This is a genomic window from Pseudarthrobacter sp. J47, from assembly GCF_049810315.1.
In the GTDB taxonomy this organism is placed as follows: Bacteria; Actinomycetota; Actinomycetes; order Actinomycetales; family Micrococcaceae; genus Arthrobacter.
Window position 1 is genome coordinate 2,962,472 of record NZ_CP187358.1, and the last position, 19,260, is coordinate 2,981,731.

Below are 19,260 nucleotides of genomic sequence, written 5' to 3' on the forward strand. Positions count from 1 at the left end.
CGGCTATTCTACGGTGACGCTCTTGGCCAGGTTGCGCGGCTGGTCCACGTCGTAACCCTTGGCGGAGGCCAGCTCGGCAGCGAAGATCTGCAGCGGAACGGTGGTCAGCAGCGGCATCAGCAGCGTAGGCGTCTCCGGCACGTAGAAGACGTACTCGGCGTAATCCTGGACTGCGGTGTCGCCTTCCTCGGCGATCACCAGGGTGCGGGCGCCACGGGCGCGGACTTCCTGGATGTTGCTGACAACCTTGGAGTGCAGCGAGTCGCGTCCGCGCGGCGACGGCACCACTACGAAGACCGGCTGGCCGTCGTCGATGAGCGCGATCGGACCGTGCTTGAGCTCGCCGGCGGCGAAGCCCTCTGCGTGAATGTAGGCGATCTCCTTGAGCTTGAGCGCGCCTTCCAGGGCTACCGGGTAGCCCACGTGGCGGCCCAGGAACAGGACGGACTTTTCCTCCGCCATGCCGCGGGCAAGTTCGCGCAGCGGGCCTGCCTTGTCCAGGATGCTCTGGATCTTCGCGGGAATCTTGTTCAGGTCCGCGAGGACGTCCTTGATCTGGCCGCTGAAGATGTTGCCGCGCAGCTGCGCCAGGTACAGGCCCAGCAGGTAGGCGGCGGTGATCTGCGCCAGGAATGCCTTGGTGGAGGCCACTGCGATTTCCGGGCCGGCGTGGGTGTACAGCACGGCGTCGGATTCACGCGGGATGGTGGATCCGTTGGTGTTGCAGATGGAGATGGTCTTGGCGCCCTGCTCGCGGGCGTAGCGCACGGCCATCAGCGTGTCCATGGTCTCGCCGGACTGGCTGATGGAAACCACCAGGGTCTTGTCATCGAGGATGGGATCGCGGTAGCGGAATTCGTGCGCCAGCTCAACCTCGGTGGGGATCCGGCACCAGTTCTCGATGGCGTACTTGGCCACCATGCCGGCATAGGCAGCGGTGCCGCAGGCCAGGACGATGATCTTGTTGACCTGCTTGAGCAGCTCCGGATCGATGCGGAGTTCGTCCAGGGTCAGGCGGCCGTTGATGTCCGAACGGCCCAGCAGCGTCTGCGCCACGGCGTCAGGCTGGTCATGGATTTCCTTCTCCATAAAGGAGCTGAAGCCGCCCTTTTCGGCGGATTCCGGATCCCAGTCGACGTGGTATTCCTTGCCTTGTCCGGGAACACCGTAGAAGTCGGTGATCTCCACGGAGTCAGCGGTTATGGTGACAATCTGGTCCTGGCCCAGTTCCACTGCCCGGCGGGTGTAGTCGATGAAGCCGGAGACGTCCGAGCCCAGGAAGTTCTCGCCGTCGCCGAGTCCAACAACCAGGGGCGAGTTACGGCGGGCAGCCACAACCACGTCCGGCTGGTCAGCATGGACAGCCAGCAGGGTGAACGCGCCTTCGAGGCGCTGGCAGGCCAGCTGCATGGCTTTGGTGAGGCCGCCGTCGCGGACGTCGCCGCCCAGCTGGGTGCGGAAGATGTCAGCCAGCAGGGCCGCCGCTACTTCGGTGTCGGTTTCGGAAAGGAACGTCACACCCTTGGCCAGCAGTTCCTGCTTCAGCTCGGCGAAGTTCTCGATGATGCCGTTGTGGATCACTGCCAACTTGCCGCCGTCGGCAAGGTGCGGGTGGGCGTTGCGGTCAGTGGGGCCGCCGTGGGTGGCCCAGCGGGTGTGGCCGATTCCGGTCAGCGATGCCGGAAGGGGCTTCTCTTCCAGTTCGTTCAGGAGGTTGCTCAGCTTGCCGGACTTCTTGCGGGTGGAAATCACTCCATCCGCTACTACGGCGACTCCGGCAGAGTCATAGCCGCGGTACTCCAAACGGCGCAGGCCTTCCAGGACGACGTCAAGCGCGCCGTAGGCTGAAGCTTCTTGGCCGTTAACGCGGCCCACATATCCGACGATTCCACACATGGGCTTAACCCTAACGTCTCCGGAGGGCTGGCCCCGCATCGAGCAACGGCGGCGTGGGCACCGTCTCATTTCGCTCTGGGCGTGGGGCGGGGCAGAATCATTAGGGTGACTTTGCAACGCAACGAAGCGAATGGAGAGGGAACCTCCCCGTTCGTGGAGCTGGACCGCCAGACGTGGTCCCGGCTCGCCGCCCAGATGGAGCAGCCCCTTAACTGGGAGGACGTGCTCCGCCTCCGCGGCCTCGGCGACCCCCTGGACATGACGGAAATCCGCGATGTCTACCTGCCGCTTTCCCGCTTGCTGCACCTCTACGTCGAAGCGGCAGGCCAGCTGCACGCGGCCACCACCACCTTCCTCGGCGAGCAGACCCAGCGCACCCCGTTCGTGATCGGCGTCGCCGGTTCCGTGGCCGTGGGCAAATCCACGATTGCCCGTGTGCTCCGCGAGATGCTGCGGCGCTGGCCGGGAACACCCAACGTTGAGCTCATCACCACCGATGGTTTCCTGTACCCGCTGGCTGAGTTGAAACGCCGCCAACTCCTGGACCGCAAGGGCTTCCCCGAGTCCTACGACCGCCGGGCGCTGCTGCGGTTCGTCAGTGCCATCAAGGGCGGCGCCGAGGAAGTCCGTGCACCCTGGTATTCGCACGTTACCTATGACATAGTTCCCGGCCGCGAAGTGGTGGTGCGGCGTCCCGACGTCCTCATTGTCGAAGGCCTCAACGTGCTGGCCCCCGCCCGGCCGCGGCACGACGGCAGGCAAGGCCTGGCACTGAGTGACTTCTTCGATTTCTCCATTTACGTCGATGCCAAGACCTCCTATATAGAGGAGTGGTACGTGGACCGGTTCCGCAAGCTGCGCACCACGGCCTTCGCCCAGCCGGAATCGTACTTCCACCGCTACGCCACCCTCTCCGACGACGAAGCGGAAAAGACGGCCCGGGACATCTGGAAGCGCATCAACGAGCCCAACCTGGAGGAAAACGTGCTGCCCACCCGCGGCCGCGCGCAACTGGTGCTCACCAAGGACGCGGACCATTCCATCCGCCGCATGCTGCTCAGGAAGGTCTAGCCGTGTGCCGGGACTGTTCGGTTCCGCTCGCGCCCAGCCGCCGCAGCTTCGCCACGTTCCTCGCCGTGGGTGCAGGACTCACCGTCCTGACCGCCTGCAACCCGGGCTCCCCCGCCGGTTCCGTGCAGACGCCGGAAAGTTCGACGTCGGCTGTTGCCTCCGGTTCCCCGGCGGCGGCGCCGTCTGGCTCCCCTGAGCCCGTTGCCACGGCAGCGGTGGAACCGGTCAGCGGAACCCCGGCCACCGCGCAACCTTCGCCCTCTGCAGCGTTGCCGGGGCAGCATTCGCTGACGGATCCGGCCAGTCCGTGGCTTGTGGTGAACAAGTACCGGCCGCTGCAGCCCGCGGACTACGCGCCCGCGGACCTGGTCCAGCCCGCGGTCGCTATGGCGACCTCAGGCGAATCGGCATTACTGAACAGCACGACTGCCGCAGCCGCGGAGGCGATGTTCGCGGCCGCAGCGGCCGACGGCGTTTTCCTCACCCTCGCCAGCGGGTACCGGTCCTACAACACCCAGGTGGCCACCTATAACAACTACGTGGCGGCCCGGGGCCAGGCCGATGCTGACACAGCCTCTGCCCGGCCGGGGTACTCGGAACACCAGACCGGCTGGGCCTTCGATATCGCCGACGGCGGCGGCGCATGCAGTTTCCAGCCCTGCTTCGCCGACCAGCCGGCGGGCGTCTGGGCAGCAGCCAACGGCCACCGCTTTGGTTTTGTGGTCCGGTACCAGTGGATGTTCCATCCCGTCACCGGCTATTACTACGAGCCGTGGCACCTGCGCTACATCGGCGTCGAGGCCGCCACGGACATGGTGAACAAGGGCATCCACACGTTGGAAGAGTACTTCGGCACAGGCGCCGCGCCGGGGTATCCCTGAGCCTTTGCCAAGCCAGGTCTTCACGACACGCCCGGCCGGATATTACAGAATTGTCATCTCCGGTTAACAGAGGTGCGCTACCTTGGTTCCATGCTGAGTGGATTCAAGAGTTTCCTTATGAAGGGCAACGTCATTGACCTTGCCGTCGCCGTCGTCATTGGTGCCGCCTTTGGCGCCGTGGTGACCTCCATCGTGGATGGCTTGTTGACCCCGCTGATCGGCCGGATCTTCAACGCCAAGGGCATCGAAGAAATGCAGTGGGAAGGGTTCATGTATGGATCCGTTATTTCCGCCATCATCTCCTTCATCCTGGTGTCCGCCGCGATCTACTTCATCGTTATCGTCCCCATGAACCACATGATCGAGCGCCGCAACCGCCGCCTCGGCATCACCGAAGAGGAAGAGGAAGCCGATCCACAGATCGCACTCCTCACCGAAATCCGCGACTCCCTGCGGAGCCGTCAGAACTAAAACCATCCCGGCAACCAATAAAGCAGCCCGTCTCCTTCAGGAGGCGGGCTGCTTTATTGGTTGGCTTGCGCAGTCCGGGGACTAGGCGTCCGCTACGAGCTCCAGCGCCAGTTCGGTGCGGACGACGTCAGCGAGCTGCCCAGCAACTTCCTGCGCCGTCTCTTCGTCCGGTGCTTCGACCATGACGCGTACTACGGGTTCCGTACCGGAGGGGCGCAGCAGCACCCTGCCACCGTCGCCCAGGCGTGCTTCGGCAAGAGCGACGGCGGCCGCTACCTTTGCGTCACCCTTCACCCGGGTGCGGTCCACACCACGGACGTTGATCAGAACCTGCGGAAGTTTGGTCATGACGGTGGCCAGTTCCTTCAGGGACTTGCCGGTCAGCGCCACCTGCGCGGCCAACTGCAGACCCGTCAGGACGCCGTCGCCGGTAGTGGCGTGGTCGGCGAAAATCACGTGGCCGGACTGTTCGCCGCCAAGGTTGAAACCGCCGTCGCGCATTCCTTCGAGGACGTAGCGGTCCCCCACTGCGGTTTCGCGGATCTGGATGCCAGCGTCCCGGAGAGCGATCTTCAGGCCCAGGTTGCTCATGACGGTGGCCACCACGACGTCGTCGGTCAGCTTGCCGGAGGCCTTCAGTGCGACGGCGAGGATGGCCATGATCTGGTCCCCGTCCACTTCGTTGCCCTCGTGGTCCACGGCGAGGCAGCGGTCAGCGTCGCCGTCGTGGGCGATCCCGAGATCTGCCTTGTGCTCAAGCACAGCGCGCTTGAGCTCGCCCAGGTGAGTGGACCCCACGCCGTCGTTGATGTTCAGGCCGTCAGGTTCGGCGCCGATAACCACAACGTTCGCGCCGGCGTCCTTGAAGACCTGGGGTGAGCAGCCACTGGCGGCACCGTGGGCGCAGTCCAGGACCACTGTCAGTCCGTCAAGGCGGTGCGGAAGGGTGCCCAGGAGGTGCACGATGTAGCGGTCCTCGGCGTCAGAGAAGCGCTGGATGCGTCCCACGTCGCCGCCTACGGGACGGTGGGGTTCTTTACCCATCTGCGCCTCGATGGCGTCTTCCACCTCGTCAGGGAGCTTCTGGCCGCCGCGTGCGAAGAACTTGATGCCGTTGTCCGGTGCCGGGTTGTGGGAGGCGGAGATCATCACGCCGAAATCCGCATGCAGGTCCGCCACCAGGTAGGCCGCTGCGGGAGTGGGGAGGACACCGGCGTCATAGACGTCGATTCCGGAGCTGGCAAGACCTGCTTCGACGGCGGCTGCGATGAATTCTCCGCTGGCGCGGGGGTCCCTCGCAACCACTGCGCGGGGGCGGGCGCCGGAGTCGCTGCGTTCATGGCCAAGCACCACGGCGGACGCCTGGGCCAGCTGCATTGCGAGTTCAGAAGTCAGGAGGCCATTGGCCAATCCGCGGACACCGTCGGTTCCAAATAATCTAGACACCGGTCAAGTCTAGGGGAAAGTGCGGCCCAACCCGTGATCGGGGAAGCCACCCACTTCAGGACGGCGTGGCGTGGAATGCACAAAACCCGTCCCGCCACAGGGGCGGAACGGGTTTTGTGTGAGCGCCGGAGCGCCGTAAGCGGGATTAGCGCTTGGAGTACTGCTGAGCCTTGCGGGCCTTCTTGAGACCGGCCTTCTTACGCTCGATGACGCGGGCGTCACGGGAGAGGTAGCCGGCCTTCTTCAGGATGGCGCGGTTGTTCTCGACGTCGATCTCGTTCAGCGAACGGGCGATGCCGAGGCGCAGGGCACCGGCCTGGCCGGAGATGCCGCCACCGTGGATACGGGCGATGACGTCGTAGGCGCCATCCAGATCCAGGATCCGGAAGGGCTCGTTGACGTCCTGCTGGTGCAGCTTGTTCGGGAAGTAGTTGGCCAGCTCGCGGCCGTTGATGGTCCACTTGCCGGAGCCCGGGATAACGCGGACGCGGGCAACAGCTTCCTTGCGACGGCCAACTGCTGCGCCGGCAACGGTCAGTGCCGGGCGCTCCTTCTTGGGAGCAGCTGCTTCAGCAGCACCGCTCTCAGAGGTGTAGCTGGTCAGGTTTTCCTCAGCCTCAACGGCTTCGGTGGTCAGTTCTTCGTTCTGAGCCACGATTCTCCTTGTATAAGTTGTTGGTGGCCAGGACTACTGGGCGACCTGGGTAATTTCGAAAGTCTTGGGCTGCTGGGCGGCGTGCGGGTGCTCTGCACCGCGGTATACCTTCAGCTTGCCCAGCTGCTGTGCAGCAAGGGAGTTCTTCGGGAGCATGCCCTTGATGGCCTTCTCCACGGCGCGGACCGGGTTGGATTCCAGGAGCTCCGCGTAGGTGGTGGAGGTCAGGCCGCCCGGGTAGCCGGAGTGGCGGTATGCGCGCTTCTGCTCCAGCTTGGCGCCGGTCAGGGCAACCTTTTCAGCGTTGATGATGATGACGAAGTCGCCCATGTCCATGTGGGATGCAAAGGTGGCCTTGTGCTTGCCGCGCAGCAGGATTGCGGTCTGGCTGGCGAGACGACCAAGGACAACGTCTGTGGCGTCAATGACGTGCCACTGGCGGTTGATATCGCCGGGCTTCGGGGTGTACGTACGCACGGTTTTTGCCTCGTTCTTATTCTGGCGTTCTTGTTTAGGTGTCACCCAATCGCGTGCACCTACTATCTATGCGCTACCGGAACAGAGGTGAGGGCTCTATGTAACCAGTCATCCTTACGTCCCGAATGTGACCGCTGAGTAGTTATCCTGCAACCGGATTCTCAAGCGGGCACGCATCATCGAGATAGGACACGCACAACGACTACCAACTTTAGCCTTAAGGCAGGCGCCGGGTCAAAATGGGCTAGCGTGGCAGCCGCCTACGGCACTTCGCGGAGGTACGCGCGGCGTCCCCCGGAGGAACACGCGGGCCCGGCCGGCCGTCACTGCGCCTGTCGAGCACCCCCATGGCACCGGGCGGGATGGCATCGGACTGGAGGTATCGGACTGAAGGATACCGGGCTGGAGCCGCATTCCTGCGCACTTATGCCCCCCACCCGCTCCCCGCTCCTCCACAACCATCGGGGGCATCGCAATCCACACCGTCCACCGCACAGCAATTGCCTTAGTCCTTTATGCTTCGCCGGCGACTTCCTGCCCGGAAACCCTTCGAATTGGCATCGCGCCCCTCGCCGGCACCGCCAATGATGTACCTGGATACTTGGACTGACTTCATGTGGTTTTATGGCCGACTCGCCGGACGGCCAACAAACCAACTAGTTACCATGCTTACTATTGCGGTAATTCCCGGAATCACGCCAAAGAAGAAGCGCTTTGCTCTTCCGCATCGACCCTGCCCCTGGGAGTACTGATCCCACTTCCAGTCGGTGGCTGGATGCAGCCGGCCGCGTGAAGCCGCAGGCAGACAGTCAGTTCCACGTAGTGCCCGCTTCCAAAACCGAGTACAGCACCATCATTCCGAGTACATAAATTCGATTCACCGCTAAAAGTCGGGTACCGCTACGCATTGTTGTCATATAGGGCCGGTGACATTCTGTGCTTAGCGAAGCCCAGCCGCTGGTATTTGGGGGCAGCTGGGCAATTCGTTGAATCCCCTCATCAGTTTTCACCGAATTCAAAGGAATATGACATGACTTCTCTTATGGTCTCAATGATGGCTTTCGTCTCCGGAGTAAAGGCGCGGATGGGTTCTGAAAAGGGCGCAACAGCAACGGAATACTCGCTGCTCGTGGCGTTTATTGCACTCGTCGTAATTGCTGGAGTCACCTTGTTCGGTGCCGCCCTCAGTAAGTGGTTTGGCGATCTGGCAGCTGCAGTAGGCGCTTGGAAGACTAGCTAAATTTGCCGCCAGGCGGATGGGCTTGTTCCGTTGAACCAGCAAGCGCCTGTTCAGAATCCATACCCGATCTGGGACAGGCAATGAACACCAGAATTGGTCACGCTGCGCACTGCGATAAATCCCGTGGTGCTGTCGCCGTCGAGTTCGCCCTCGTGGCCCCGGTGCTGCTCCTCCTTGTCGCCGGAATCATTGAGTTCTCCAACATCTTCAACGCCCAAGTGTCTGTCACCCAGGCCGCCCGCGAAGCAGCCCGCAATATGGCGATACACAACAACCAGGGAACGGCCACCACTGCGGCACAGGTTGGGGCCCCAGGGCTGGACACAAGCTCGTTTGCACTTGCGTTCAGTCCCGGAACCTGTGCGCCTAACACCAACATCAAGGTCACCATCAGCTACACGGCCCCGGGGATCACCGGGGTCTTCGGTACGGGATTTGGAGTCACGGGAGTGGGGGCAATGCGATGCGGCGGATGAGTCGTTACTCCCTGGATCCTGAACGCGGCGCATCCGGCGTCCTGGTTGCCGTGATGATGCTGGTCCTGCTCGGCGCCGGAGCCCTGGCAGTGGATGCCGGCCAGATCTACGCCGAGCGGGCACAGCTTCAAAACGGTGCCGACGGGGCCGCATTGGCGGTGGCCCAGGTATGCCATAAGGCAACGTGCACCCAAGCTCAAGCCGACTCTCTCGCCACCGAACTCCTCAACGCCAACGCCAACGACGGGGCCTCGGCCCTATCAGGGTCAGTTGAGATGGACGTTGCCGGCCAATGGACAGTGCGGACAACTACCCGGGATGGAACGTCAGGTGCCGGCTTCCTGAGCCAGATGTTTGCCAGTGCGCTCGATGCCCCACCGGCCACGGTCGGGGCGTACGCCGTCGCCGGCGCCGCGCCCTTGGGTGCTGCCTCCGGATTCCCCCTCGCCCTGTCCAACACGTGTTGGAACCTCACCACGGCCAGCGACACAGCGACTGTCCAGAAGATTTCGTACAAGCCCGGTGGGACCTGCACGGGTCCCTCCGGAACAGAAATCCCAGGAGGTTGGGGCTGGCTCGACCAGGACGCCCCGTGCAGGGCAGCGTCCACCCTGGGCAGCAACGAGCTTGGTTCTGATCCCGGAAACAACCCACCCGCCGGCTGCTCAGCCATCCTGGCCGAATGGCGGGCCACGATCCTGGCCGGGGGTGAAGTCAAGGTCCCTTTTCCCGTCTTTGACGATGCAACCAACAACGGACAGAACGGAAGGTTCAACATCATCGGTTACGCCACGTTCAAAATCTGGGGCTGGAAGTTCGGGAACAACCACGACTACGAGTTCCGTAATACGGCCTCAGACCCCGGGATGACAACGGACCTGGCCTGCTCGGCGGGCCAGGACCGCTGCATCATCGGACAGTTCGTCAAGTTCGAATCGATCGACTCCACTACCGGGGGGCCAGGCGGCGGAGCCAACTTAGGAACAGTGCAGATTCGCCTGGTCCAATAGTTCTAAGGGGAAACAGTGAAAACTCGCCTGCTGGGAGGCGTAGCCGCATTGCTGGTGGCAATTGTCGGCACAGTCTTACTCTTCACGTATATCCAAAACGCAGACAACCGGGCCATGGCCAACACGGAGACGGAATCCGTCTACGTTGTAGATAAACCCGTTCCCGCGGGAAGCACCGCCAGCGAGCTCCGGGAATCGTTGGTGCGGAAGGCAATCCCGAAGATTGCGCTCGCTCCTGGCGCAGTATCGGATCTCGCACCGCTGGAGAACCAGGTGACCACTGTGGACCTTGTCCCCGGTGAACAATTGATCTCAAGCAGAATGATCGACGCCGGAGCCTACCTGGGTCCGTCCAGGGTAGCCGTGCCGGCAGGCATGCAGGAGTTCACCCTACGTTTGCCGATCGAGCGGGTTGCAGGCGGAAAAATTTCGGCCGGTGACACAGCTGGGGTTTTTATCTCGTTGGACGAGACCACCACCAACCCGGAGACCGGAGCAAATGAAACCAAGTCCAGTGCCACCCAATTGACGTTCCACAAAGTCCTGGTGACGGCTGCGCAGTTCAGCGATGGAGCGGCCGCCGAATCAGGTTCCTCCACATCCGGCAATACACCGGCCGGCCAGGTCAAGAGTGATGACACGTACCTCATCACCCTGGCCCGGAATTCCGTGGACGCGGAGAAGATCATTTACGCCGTTGAATATGGGCGCGTTTACCTCTCCAAAGAGCCGGCAGAGGCAGCCGAGGACAACACCGGAGTGGTCAATGGAAGCAGGGTATTCAAATGAGCCGCTTTGTCATCATTACCCCGGACGTGGCATTTGAGCAGCGGGCACGGCAGGCCGCTGCGGGAATGTCCGGTTCCCTCCACCACTTTAACGCCGACTACCTGCCCAACACCCCGGGTGACGTGCTGGGCCAGCTTGTGGGCGAGCCGCCGGAAGTGTTCCTCCTTGGCCCTGGGCTTCCACCGGAAGACGCCGTGAAATTTTCGGCAATCCTGGATCTCCAGTATCCGGAAATCAGCGTAGTCCTCGTGGAGGACCAGACACCCGAACTGGTTCTTCAGGCGATGCGTGCGGGGATCCGGGACCTCATCAGCGCGGAGGCCGACGCGGACACGATCAAGGTGCTGTTGGAGCGGGCGAGCCTCGCTGCGGCCGGACGACGGCGTGGCCTTGCTCCCAGCGCGTCCGAGGAATCCGAACACCGGCAGGGCGGACGGATCGTTGCCGTTCTTTCACCAAAAGGCGGCGTGGGGAAAACCACGGTAGCGACGAACCTGGCAGTGGGCCTTGGGCAGAGCTACCCAATGAGCGTGGTCCTGGTGGACCTGGACCTGCAGTTCGGCGATGTGGCCAGCGGCTTGATGATCGAACCGCAGCACACAATAACTGACGCCGTGGTGGGGGCGGCAAGCCAGGATTCCATGGTGCTCAAGACGTACCTGAGCGTGCATCCGACAAACATCTACACTCTGTGTGCACCGAGGAATCCAGTAGAGATGGATCGCATTTCCGCTGAACAGGTTAAGCACCTGCTCAAACAACTCCAGCAGGAGTTCCAGTTTGTGGTGGTGGACACCGCACCGGGCCTGGGCGAACATGTGCTGGCAACTCTGGAGCTGGCCACGGATGCGGTATGGATCTGTGGAATGGACGTCCCCAGCATCCGGGGACTCAGAACCGGTATTGAGATCCTCTCCGAACTGGACCTTCTCCCACCCCGGCGCCATGTGGTCCTGAACATGGCGGACAGGCGGAGTGGACTGACGCTCACAGACGTGGAAGCCACAATCGGCGCACCTGTGGACGTGGTGCTTCCACGTTCGCGGGCCCTGCCGTTCTCCACCAACAAGGGCATTCCCGTGCTTCAGGACGGAAGCCATGATCCGGCTGCACGGGGGTTGAGGCAGCTTGTAGACCGGTTCAAACCCGGCTGGGAACTGCGCCCGCACAAGCGGCTGCACCGCAGGGCGGTGCTCCAATGAACCTCTCCCGCAGGCTCGAAAAAGCCCGAGGCCTGCAGCCTGACCAACAAGAGACGTTTCAGGCAGCGGCCCCGGCACCGTTCAGTGCACCTCCTGTCCCGGCAACACTTGGCACACTCCACGACGCCATGACGCTCGAAAATGCGGCTGCTGTGCATGTTGCGGCGGTGCCCGAAACCGCTGCTGTTGCAAGCGAGGCACTGTCGTCCTTGAAGGAACGTGCCAGCCAGGCCCTTTACGAGCGCCTCGGTTCACGTATCACCGACTCCTCCCTGGAGGAGGCGGAGCTTCACAAGTTCGTGATGGATGAACTAAAAATTGTGGTCGACGAAGAACAGGTGCCGCTCACATCCAGTGAGCGGCAACGCCTTATCAGGGAAGTCTCCGACGACGTGCTGGGCCACGGCCCCATTCAGCGGTTCCTGGACGATCCCACTATCACCGAAGTTATGGTCAACCGCTTCGACCAGGTGTATGTGGAGCGCGACGGGCAGCTGTTCAGGACGGAAGTGCGGTTCGGCTCCGACGAAGCATTGCGCCGGGTGATTGAACGCATCGTGTCCCGCATCGGACGGCGGATTGATGAATCGTCTCCCCTGGTGGACGCCCGGCTTGCAGACGGATCCCGCGTCAACGCCATCATTCCCCCGCTGGCCGTCAACGGACCGGCCCTGACAATCCGTAAGTTCGGACGGGAGGCCCTCACCGTCCAAAAACTCATTGCCTTCGGCAGCCTCACCCCAGAGATGGCTGAATTGCTCCACGCGTGCGTTCACGCCAGGTTGAACATCATCGTTTCGGGTGGCACGGGCACGGGCAAAACCACCTTGCTCAATGCCCTGTCCTCATTCATTCCTGCCACGGACCGGATTATTACCATCGAGGATGCGGTTGAGCTGCAGCTGCAGCAGGAGCACGTGGTGAGGCTCGAGAGCAGGCCGGCGAACATCGAAGGCAAGGGTGAAATTGCTATCCGCGATCTGGTCCGCAACTCACTGCGAATGAGGCCGGACCGGATTGTGGTTGGTGAAGTCCGCGGAGGTGAAAGCCTGGACATGCTCCAGGCCATGAACACCGGACATGACGGTTCGCTGTCCACGGTACACGCGAATTCGCCCCGGGACGCAATTGCCAGGCTTGAGACGCTGGTGCTGATGGCCGGGATGGACATTCCGCTCAGGGCCGTGCGTGAACAGGTGGCATCCGCCGTTAACCTCATCGTCCATCTGTCCCGCCTGCGGGATGGCACACGCCGCGTCACGCACGTCACCGAGGTCCAGGGAATGGAAGGCGACGTTGTGACCCTCCAGGATGCCTTTGTCTTCGATTATTCAGCTGGAGTTGATGCCCAGGGACGGTTCCGCGGGCGGCCAATCCCCACCGGCGTCCGGCCACGGTTCACGGATAAGTTCGCCGAACTGGGCATCCACGTTTCCCCCCAGATATTCGGGGCGCAACCAGTGGCCAGGGGGCGGTGAGGATGGGCGACATGCCGGCAGGCCTTTTCGTCGCAGGCTTGTTCCTCGTCTATGCGGCTGTCCTCATCGTGTTCCTGGTGGTTCTGAAACCTGGCGGTGGCGTCCCGTTGAGCCGCCGTAGGCCTGGGGCCATGGATCAGCAGTCTGCGTTGACGCGGCTGACAAACCAGTCGGTATCCGTGCTCAATCGGGGTCTGCGCAAGGGTGATTTCAGCATCCTGAACCAGCATGTCCTGGACGAAGCCGGGCTCAAGAGGCAACCCGGGGACTACTTGTTGACTGGTGGCGCGGCAACCCTGGTGGCCGCAGTCCTTGGCTACCTGGTTGGCGGAATTGGATTGGCCACGCTGCTGCTTCTGGTCACACCGGTCGGCTTGCTGGTGCTCCTGCGTTTGTTGGTGGGCCGCCGCAGACGGCGCTTTGACGAGCAGGTGCCTGACACGCTGCAGATGCTCGCCGGCGGAATCCGGGTGGGGCACAGCCTGCTCAGGGCGATCGACGCCGCGGCGCAGGAAAACGACGCCCCGATGTCTGAGGAACTTGCCCGGGTTGTTAATGAAACGCGGATAGGCCGGGATCTGGGCGCGTCATTATCGGATGTCGCGCAGCGCACCGCGAGCGAAGATTTCCTGTGGATAGCACGTGCCATTGAGATCCACAGGGAAGTCGGTGGCGACCTCGCCGAGGTGCTGGATCACGTGGGCGACACCATTCGTGACCGAAACCAGATCAGGGGACAGGTCCGTGCCCTCAGTGCCGAAGGCCGAATGTCCGCAATGGTACTGATGGCCCTGCCTGTGGTGATGTTCGCCGTCCTGATTTTCATTAACCCCCTGTATGCAAGGGTCTTTACCTCCACAGTTCCCGGCTTCCTGATGATAGCCGTGGCCCTGGTACTTCTGTCCCTCGGCGGGCTGCGGCTAAGCCGCCTTATTAAGCCGAAGTTCTAGGGAGGCCGCGAACATGCAACCTCTCGCGTATGCCGCAGTCCTGGCCATCGTGGTCCCGATTTCCGCCATGGTCTGGCTCGGTCTATCCGGGGACAGGGCGGGATTCCGCAGGATCCAGGCGAACCTGGGCAATAAGGCAAGTGCCGCTGAAAAAGCCACCAGCCGGGGCGAGCAGTTCGCTCATCTCTCGGGCAGGCTGACACCTAAAGGCTACGTCGCCTGGCTGGACAAGCAGCTGGCCGGAGCGGGACGGCCGCGACAATGGCCGCTGCAGAAAGTCATCATGGCCAAACCGCTCCTTGGCTTCGCTGGATCCGTGCTTGCTTTCCTCGTCTATATGGCAGCCCCTTCGGGCGGACGCCTGCTGCTCTGCCTGGGTCTCGCGCTTCTCTCCTACTTTCTGCCGGACCTGCTGATTCGGAACAGGGCACAGAAGCGCCGTGAAGCAATTCGGCTGGAACTTCCCAACGCCCTGGACCAAATGCTCATTTCCGTACAGGCCGGCCTGGGGTTCGAAGCGGCAATGAGCCGGGTTGGCGAATTCAACGGCGGACCGCTGGCGGATGAACTCATCAGGACGCTGCAGGATATCCAGGTGGGACGCAGCCGAAAGGATGCCTACCTGGCATTGGCCCAGCGCGTGGATGTTCCCGACGTCCGGACATTCGTGCGCGCGGTTGTCCAAGCGGACATCTACGGAATCGCCATAGCCAACGTACTCAAAACCCAGGCCAAGGACATGCGGATCAAACGCAAACAGCGGGCCGAGGAACACGCCATGAAGATGCCCGTAAAAATGCTCTTCCCACTGATCTTCTTTATCCTGCCCACCCTGTTCATTGTGTTGCTGGGGCCGACGGTCCTGAACATCATCGACACGTTCGAACGGATGAATCGATAGCCGCTGCCTCCCAGCCCGCGCCCATCGGCGCCTCACAGACAGGACCCCCTCGGCACCCAGAACCGAGGGGGTCCGCTGCGTTTGGGTCGCGATCAGGGGTCTCGACAAGCTCGACCACCGGAGCGGTCTCGACGGGCTCGACCAGCGAGGCGTGGCTACTCCCGCAGCGCCCTGGTGAGCTCGGCACGCGCCAGGAGTTCGTCGTCGGACGGGTATGCCACTTCCTCAAACACCAGGGGATGCGGCGGCGCAAGAACTGACTTCGCGTCCCGCTTCCTGGCAATCAGCCGCTCATGCAGCCAGCCCGGCGGCACTGCGCCTTCCCCCACGTACAGGGCAGAGCCGATGAGCGCCCGCACCATGTTGTGGCAGAACGCATCCGCCTGGACGGTAGCAACAATGATGCCGTCCTCACCGCGGGCAAACTCGAAGCGCTGCAGTTCCCGGATGGTGGTGGAACCTTCGCGGGGCTTGCAGAAGGCCAGGAAGTTCTGCAGGCCCAGGAGCTGGGCGGCGCCTTCGTTCAACAGGTCCACGTCCAGCTGGTTCTTGTGCCACATGGTGGAGTAACGGCCCAGCGGGTCCCAGAGGGCCGGGCCGTCCGCTATGCGGTAGCTGTAGCGGCGCCACAGGGCCGAGAACCGCGCGTCAAACCCGGGAGGCGCCAAGGTCACGCTATGGACTTCGATCGCGCCGGTAAGGTCGCCGAGGATACGGCTCAGAGCGCCCCGCAACCGGCGTAGGAGCGCGACGGCGGGATCCAGCTCCGCTCCCCTGTTCAGTCCCAGCCACTCGGCTTCCGTTAGGTCCAGGTGCACCACCTGACCGCGCGCGTGAACGCCGGCATCGGTGCGGCCGGCGACTGTGACACGGACCTGGCGCCTGACCAAAAGCTCCAGCGCACTCTCCAGCGTTCCCTGGACTGTACGCCGATCCGGCTGCACCGCCCACCCGCTGAAGGGGCCGCCGTCGTACGCCAAATCCAGCCGGATACGCAAAAACCCGCCGCCCCCTAAAACGGGGGCCGCGGGTTTTTGTTCGTTCATAGACTTAAGTCTATGCGAAGAAAATCAGCGAATTACTTCGCTTCCTTCTCCTCGGCCGGAGCCTCTTCAGCAGCTTCCTCAGCGGCCGGAGCCTCTTCGGTAGCGGCTTCGGGAGCCTCAGCAGCTTCGGTCTCTACAACCTCGGCCTCGGGAGCTTCTTCTTCGGCGGCCGGAGCAGCCTTCTCAGCAGCCTTGGAAGCCTCGGCTACAACAGCCTGCTTGGCGGAAAGCGGCTCGAGAACCAGCTCGATGACAGCCATGGGAGCGTTGTCGCCCTTACGGTTGCCGATCTTGGTGATGCGGGTGTAGCCGCCGTCGCGGTTCTCCACAGCCTGCGCGATGTCGGTGAACAGCTCGTGGACAACGCCCTTGTTGCTGATCAGGCCGAGAACGCGGCGGCGGGAAGCGAGGTCGCCACGCTTGGCGAAGGTAACCAGGCGCTCTGCGTACGGCTTCAGGCGCTTGGCCTTGGTCACCGTGGTGGTGATCCGCTTGTGCTCGAACAGTGCAGCTGCCAGGTTCGCGAGCATCAGACGCTCGTGAGCCGGGCCGCCACCGAGACGCGGACCCTTAGTGGGGGTAGGCATAATTGTTTCTCCTGTTATGTAAGCCGGTCAGGTCCATCGCTGGACCTGACGGCCAAGATCTGCTTGTTAGAGCTCGTCGTCGCTGTAAGCGGCGTCGTCCTCTTCAATTGCTGCGGCACGCGCTGCGAGGTCAAAACCGGGAGGCGAGTCCTTGAGGGACAGGCCCAGTTCAACCAGCTTTGCCTTGACCTCGTCAATGGACTTCGCACCAAAGTTGCGGATGTCCATCAGGTCAGCCTCGGAGCGGGCAACGAGTTCACCCACGGTGTGGATGCCCTCACGCTTGAGGCAGTTGTAGGAACGGACGGTGAGGTCCAGATCCTCGATCGGCAGAGCCATGTCAGCTGCCAGGGCAGCGTCAGTCGGCGACGGACCGATCTCGATACCTTCAGCTGCGGTGTTCAGCTCGCGGGCCAGACCGAACAGTTCCACCAGGGTGGTGCCTGCGGAAGCAACGGCATCGCGCGGGGCGATGGCCTGCTTGGTCTCGACGTCGACAATCAGCTTGTCGAAGTCGGTGCGCTGCTCAACACGGGTTGCTTCCACGCGGAAAGTAACCTTCAGCACCGGCGAGTAGATGGAGTCAACCGGAATGCGGCCGATCTCCGAGTCGCCGGACTTGTTCTGAGCTGCTGAAACGTAGCCGCGGCCGCGCTCGATGGTCAGTTCGAGTTCGAACTTGCCCTTCGAGTTCAGCGTGGCAATGTGCAGATCCGGGTTGTGGAATTCGACGCCGGCCGGAGGAGCGATGTCCGCGGCGGTGACGACTCCGGGTCCCTGCTTGCGCAGGTAAGCAACAACCGGCTCATCGTGCTCGGAGGAAACCGACAGGCTCTTGATGTTCAGGATGATCTCGGTGACATCTTCCTTGACACCCGGAACCGTGGTGAACTCGTGCAGCACGCCATCGATCCGGATGCTGGTTACAGCGGCACCGGGGATGGAGGAGAGCAGGGTACGGCGGAGGGAGTTTCCGAGGGTGTAGCCGAAGCCCGGTTCCAGCGGTTCAATGATGAAACGCGAACGGTTTTCGGAGACTACCTCTTCGGAGAGGGTGGGGCGCTGTGCAATGAGCACTTAGGTTTCCTTTCGGCGAGCATCCGCTATATGACGCAACACAGGTGGTGGAAAATCGAGTCTGTTGCCTTTAGCGCCGGAGGGTCTGCCCGGACCAGTGATGGTCCGGGCAAACTCCTCCAACGCTGAAGTTACTTAGACGCGGCGGCGCTTCGGGGGGCGGCAGCCGTTGTGGGCTGCGGGGGTGACGTCCTGGATGGAGCCAACCTCGAGGCCAGCGGCCTGCAGCGAACGGATCGCGGTTTCGCGGCCGGAGCCCGGTCCCTTGACGAATACGTCGACCTTGCGCATGCCGTGCTCCTGCGCACGCTTGGCAGCGGCTTCGGCAGCCATCTGGGCAGCGAACGGGGTGGACTTACGCGAACCCTTGAAGCCAACCTCACCTGAGGAAGCCCAGGAGATAACAGCACCGGTCGGATCCGTGATGGAAACGATGGTGTTGTTGAACGTGCTCTTGATGTGCGCCTGGCCCAGCGCGATATTCTTCTTGTCCTTCTTACGCGGCTTGCGAACCGCGCCACGAGTCTTCGGGGGCATTTTTTCTCCTACAGAAAGTTATGGGGGAAAGCCGTTGAATCCCTAGGGGATTTAACGAGCCTTCTTCTTGCCGGCGACGGTACGCTTCGGGCCCTTGCGGGTACGTGCGTTGGTCTTCGTACGCTGACCGCGTACGGGCAGGCCCTTGCGGTGGCGCAGGCCTTCGTAGCTGCCGATTTCAACCTTGCGGCGGATATCTGCTGCTACTTCGCGGCGAAGGTCACCCTCAACCTTGTAGTTGCCTTCAATGTAGTCACGCAGCTCAACCAGCTGTGCATCAGTCAGGTCCTTGACGCGAACGTCAGCGCTGATGCCAGTGGCAGCCAGGGTTTCGTGTGCACGGGTCTTGCCCACGCCGTAGATGTAAGTAAGCGCAATTTCCAACCGCTTTTCGCGGGGAATGTCTACGCCAGCGAGACGAGCCATAGTGGCAGTACTCCTTGAATAAACCGGAGGTCGTAGGCAGTACACCCGCACGTGCTGTGCGGCCCCAGCCTCCGACCGGGGGTTAGCTGTCCGGGCTCTTTGTTGCTCAATGTCCCAGTACAGCTTGTGCTGCCTTTATTTACTTGCGTGGGTTGCGGCCCAGGGTTTCCTCAGGGAGGAAATTAGCCCTGGCGCTGCTTGTGGCGCGGGTTCTCGCAGATCACCATGACCCGGCCATTACGGCGGATCACTTTGCACTTTTCGCAGATCTGCTTGACGCTCGGCTTGACCTTCATGGCGTTCCTTTGCGTGTAACAGTTGGTCAACTGGAGCAGCTTTCAGCTTGCGCTTGGGCCGCCCAGCAATTTACTTGTAGCGGTAGACGATACGACCACGGGTGAGGTCGTACGGGCTGAGCTCCACCACTACGCGGTCCTCCGGGAGAATCCTGATGTAGTGCTGACGCATCTTTCCTGAGATGTGCGCCAGAACGATGTGCTTGTTGGTCAGCTCAACGCGAAACATCGCGTTGGGCAGAGCCTCCGTCACAACGCCCTCGATCTCAATGACCCCGTCCTTCTTGGCCATACCCTCCGCTAACTGTTGTTTGCCGCAGCCCACCGGATTGCACAGGGAGGACCACG

The 19,260-nt window shown here is 62.4% G+C and carries 22 protein-coding genes; 11 read left to right on the plus strand and 11 right to left on the minus strand.

Going from position 1 to position 19,260, the window contains the following annotated elements; all coding sequences use genetic code 11:
• Nucleotides 1-3: 3 nt before the first annotated feature.
• Complete coding sequence (gene glmS, locus ACPJW8_RS13515) at nucleotides 4-1,896, minus strand: glutamine--fructose-6-phosphate transaminase (isomerizing) (RefSeq protein ID WP_330187492.1); 1,893 nt, start codon at nucleotides 1,894-1,896, stop codon at nucleotides 4-6.
• Between the two features lie 99 nt (nucleotides 1,897-1,995).
• On the opposite strand from glmS, the gene coaA reads away from it, so the two are divergent.
• The 3 genes from coaA (at nucleotide 1,996) to mscL (ending at nucleotide 4,319) form a co-directional block, all read left to right on the plus strand.
• Nucleotides 1,996-2,967, plus strand: a complete 972-nt coding sequence (gene coaA, locus ACPJW8_RS13520; protein ID WP_330187841.1) for a type I pantothenate kinase — start codon at nucleotides 1,996-1,998, stop codon at nucleotides 2,965-2,967.
• Between the two features lie 2 nt (nucleotides 2,968-2,969).
• Entirely contained in the window at nucleotides 2,970-3,848 is an 879-nt protein-coding gene (locus ACPJW8_RS13525; protein ID WP_330187465.1) for a M15 family metallopeptidase, read from the plus strand.
• 90 nt (nucleotides 3,849-3,938) lie between these two features.
• A complete protein-coding gene (gene mscL / locus ACPJW8_RS13530; protein WP_330187464.1) occupies nucleotides 3,939-4,319 on the plus strand; it encodes a large conductance mechanosensitive channel protein MscL in 381 nt (126 codons plus the stop codon).
• 81 nt (nucleotides 4,320-4,400) lie between these two features.
• Here mscL and glmM read toward each other — a convergent pair whose 3' ends face one another.
• The 3 genes from glmM to rplM all read right to left on the minus strand — a co-directional run bounded on the left by glmM (nucleotide 4,401) and on the right by rplM (nucleotide 6,897).
• The gene (glmM, locus tag ACPJW8_RS13535) at nucleotides 4,401-5,765 is read right to left on the minus strand and encodes a phosphoglucosamine mutase (RefSeq protein ID WP_330194102.1); all 1,365 of its coding nucleotides are present in this window, start codon (nucleotides 5,763-5,765) and stop codon (nucleotides 4,401-4,403) included.
• A 145-nt stretch (nucleotides 5,766-5,910) separates the two neighbouring features.
• Nucleotides 5,911-6,420, minus strand: a complete 510-nt coding sequence (rpsI, locus tag ACPJW8_RS13540) for a 30S ribosomal protein S9 (protein ID WP_330187462.1) — start codon at nucleotides 6,418-6,420, stop codon at nucleotides 5,911-5,913.
• Between the two features lie 33 nt (nucleotides 6,421-6,453).
• Nucleotides 6,454-6,897 carry a 50S ribosomal protein L13 gene (gene rplM / locus ACPJW8_RS13545; protein ID WP_330187461.1) on the minus strand — a complete coding sequence of 148 codons (444 nt, stop codon included), beginning with the start codon at nucleotides 6,895-6,897 and terminating at the stop codon, nucleotides 6,454-6,456.
• Between the two features lie 1,030 nt (nucleotides 6,898-7,927).
• On the opposite strand from rplM, the gene ACPJW8_RS13550 reads away from it, so the two are divergent.
• From ACPJW8_RS13550 to ACPJW8_RS13585, 8 genes are all read left to right on the plus strand, one after another.
• Complete coding sequence (locus ACPJW8_RS13550) at nucleotides 7,928-8,137, plus strand: Flp family type IVb pilin (protein WP_330187460.1); 210 nt, start codon at nucleotides 7,928-7,930, stop codon at nucleotides 8,135-8,137.
• 80 nt (nucleotides 8,138-8,217) lie between these two features.
• Entirely contained in the window at nucleotides 8,218-8,613 is a 396-nt protein-coding gene (locus ACPJW8_RS13555; protein WP_330187459.1) for a TadE/TadG family type IV pilus assembly protein, read from the plus strand.
• Nucleotides 8,610-9,623, plus strand: coding sequence for a pilus assembly protein TadG-related protein (locus tag ACPJW8_RS13560; RefSeq protein ID WP_330187458.1), 1,014 nt, complete (start codon nucleotides 8,610-8,612; stop codon nucleotides 9,621-9,623). Before ACPJW8_RS13555 ends, ACPJW8_RS13560 begins: the two co-directional genes overlap by 4 nt.
• A 15-nt stretch (nucleotides 9,624-9,638) precedes the next feature.
• Nucleotides 9,639-10,412, plus strand: a complete 774-nt coding sequence (gene cpaB / locus ACPJW8_RS13565; RefSeq protein ID WP_330187457.1) for a Flp pilus assembly protein CpaB — start codon at nucleotides 9,639-9,641, stop codon at nucleotides 10,410-10,412.
• Nucleotides 10,409-11,614, plus strand: coding sequence for an AAA family ATPase (locus ACPJW8_RS13570; RefSeq protein ID WP_330187456.1), 1,206 nt, complete (start codon nucleotides 10,409-10,411; stop codon nucleotides 11,612-11,614). The genes cpaB and ACPJW8_RS13570 overlap by 4 nt, the downstream gene beginning before the upstream one ends.
• On the plus strand, nucleotides 11,611-13,092 hold the full coding sequence (locus ACPJW8_RS13575; RefSeq protein WP_330187455.1) for a CpaF family protein: 1,482 nt from the start codon (nucleotides 11,611-11,613) through the stop codon (nucleotides 13,090-13,092). The genes ACPJW8_RS13570 and ACPJW8_RS13575 overlap by 4 nt, the downstream gene beginning before the upstream one ends.
• Before the next feature lie 11 nt (nucleotides 13,093-13,103).
• The gene (locus tag ACPJW8_RS13580) at nucleotides 13,104-14,042 is read left to right on the plus strand and encodes a type II secretion system F family protein (protein WP_330187454.1); all 939 of its coding nucleotides are present in this window, start codon (nucleotides 13,104-13,106) and stop codon (nucleotides 14,040-14,042) included.
• A 13-nt stretch (nucleotides 14,043-14,055) separates the two neighbouring features.
• Nucleotides 14,056-14,943, plus strand: a complete 888-nt coding sequence (locus ACPJW8_RS13585) for a type II secretion system F family protein (protein ID WP_330187453.1) — start codon at nucleotides 14,056-14,058, stop codon at nucleotides 14,941-14,943.
• Between the two features lie 155 nt (nucleotides 14,944-15,098).
• Here the strand turns inward: ACPJW8_RS13585 and truA are convergent, their stop codons facing one another.
• The 7 genes from truA to infA all read right to left on the minus strand — a co-directional run bounded on the left by truA (nucleotide 15,099) and on the right by infA (nucleotide 19,204).
• The gene (truA, locus tag ACPJW8_RS13590; RefSeq protein ID WP_330187452.1) at nucleotides 15,099-15,989 is read right to left on the minus strand and encodes a tRNA pseudouridine(38-40) synthase TruA; all 891 of its coding nucleotides are present in this window, start codon (nucleotides 15,987-15,989) and stop codon (nucleotides 15,099-15,101) included.
• Between the two features lie 32 nt (nucleotides 15,990-16,021).
• Entirely contained in the window at nucleotides 16,022-16,576 is a 555-nt protein-coding gene (rplQ, locus tag ACPJW8_RS13595; RefSeq protein WP_330187451.1) for a 50S ribosomal protein L17, read from the minus strand.
• Between the two features lie 66 nt (nucleotides 16,577-16,642).
• Entirely contained in the window at nucleotides 16,643-17,653 is a 1,011-nt protein-coding gene (locus tag ACPJW8_RS13600; protein WP_330187450.1) for a DNA-directed RNA polymerase subunit alpha, read from the minus strand.
• 135 nt (nucleotides 17,654-17,788) lie between these two features.
• The gene (gene rpsK, locus ACPJW8_RS13605) at nucleotides 17,789-18,190 is read right to left on the minus strand and encodes a 30S ribosomal protein S11 (RefSeq protein WP_009358720.1); all 402 of its coding nucleotides are present in this window, start codon (nucleotides 18,188-18,190) and stop codon (nucleotides 17,789-17,791) included.
• A 51-nt stretch (nucleotides 18,191-18,241) separates the two neighbouring features.
• Entirely contained in the window at nucleotides 18,242-18,616 is a 375-nt protein-coding gene (gene rpsM, locus ACPJW8_RS13610; RefSeq protein WP_003803743.1) for a 30S ribosomal protein S13, read from the minus strand.
• 182 nt (nucleotides 18,617-18,798) lie between these two features.
• A complete protein-coding gene (rpmJ, locus tag ACPJW8_RS13615; RefSeq protein WP_009358722.1) occupies nucleotides 18,799-18,912 on the minus strand; it encodes a 50S ribosomal protein L36 in 114 nt (37 codons plus the stop codon).
• A gap of 70 nt (nucleotides 18,913-18,982) precedes the next feature.
• On the minus strand, nucleotides 18,983-19,204 hold the full coding sequence (infA, locus tag ACPJW8_RS13620; protein ID WP_009358723.1) for a translation initiation factor IF-1: 222 nt from the start codon (nucleotides 19,202-19,204) through the stop codon (nucleotides 18,983-18,985).
• Between the last annotated feature and the right edge of the window lie 56 nt (nucleotides 19,205-19,260).

Excerpts from the sequence above, each read along its gene's own strand:
- glmS (WP_330187492.1), bottom strand. The coding sequence starts at position 1,896 with ATGTGTGGAATCGTCGGATATGTGGGCCGCGTTAACGGCCAAGAAGCT.
- mscL (WP_330187464.1), top strand. The coding sequence starts at position 3,939 with ATGCTGAGTGGATTCAAGAGTTTCCTTATGAAGGGCAACGTCATTGAC.
- ACPJW8_RS13550 (WP_330187460.1), top strand. The coding sequence starts at position 7,928 with ATGACTTCTCTTATGGTCTCAATGATGGCTTTCGTCTCCGGAGTAAAG.
- ACPJW8_RS13555 (WP_330187459.1), top strand. The coding sequence starts at position 8,218 with ATGAACACCAGAATTGGTCACGCTGCGCACTGCGATAAATCCCGTGGT.
- ACPJW8_RS13560 (WP_330187458.1), top strand. The coding sequence starts at position 8,610 with ATGAGTCGTTACTCCCTGGATCCTGAACGCGGCGCATCCGGCGTCCTG.
- ACPJW8_RS13570 (WP_330187456.1), top strand. The coding sequence starts at position 10,409 with ATGAGCCGCTTTGTCATCATTACCCCGGACGTGGCATTTGAGCAGCGG.
- ACPJW8_RS13575 (WP_330187455.1), top strand. The coding sequence starts at position 11,611 with ATGAACCTCTCCCGCAGGCTCGAAAAAGCCCGAGGCCTGCAGCCTGAC.
- ACPJW8_RS13580 (WP_330187454.1), top strand. The coding sequence starts at position 13,104 with ATGCCGGCAGGCCTTTTCGTCGCAGGCTTGTTCCTCGTCTATGCGGCT.
- ACPJW8_RS13585 (WP_330187453.1), top strand. The coding sequence starts at position 14,056 with ATGCAACCTCTCGCGTATGCCGCAGTCCTGGCCATCGTGGTCCCGATT.
- truA (WP_330187452.1), bottom strand. The coding sequence starts at position 15,989 with ATGAACGAACAAAAACCCGCGGCCCCCGTTTTAGGGGGCGGCGGGTTT.
- rplQ (WP_330187451.1), bottom strand. The coding sequence starts at position 16,576 with ATGCCTACCCCCACTAAGGGTCCGCGTCTCGGTGGCGGCCCGGCTCAC.
- rpsK (WP_009358720.1), bottom strand. The coding sequence starts at position 18,190 with ATGCCCCCGAAGACTCGTGGCGCGGTTCGCAAGCCGCGTAAGAAGGAC.
- rpsM (WP_003803743.1), bottom strand. The coding sequence starts at position 18,616 with ATGGCTCGTCTCGCTGGCGTAGACATTCCCCGCGAAAAGCGGTTGGAA.
- rpmJ (WP_009358722.1), bottom strand. The coding sequence starts at position 18,912 with ATGAAGGTCAAGCCGAGCGTCAAGCAGATCTGCGAAAAGTGCAAAGTG.
- infA (WP_009358723.1), bottom strand. The coding sequence starts at position 19,204 with ATGGCCAAGAAGGACGGGGTCATTGAGATCGAGGGCGTTGTGACGGAG.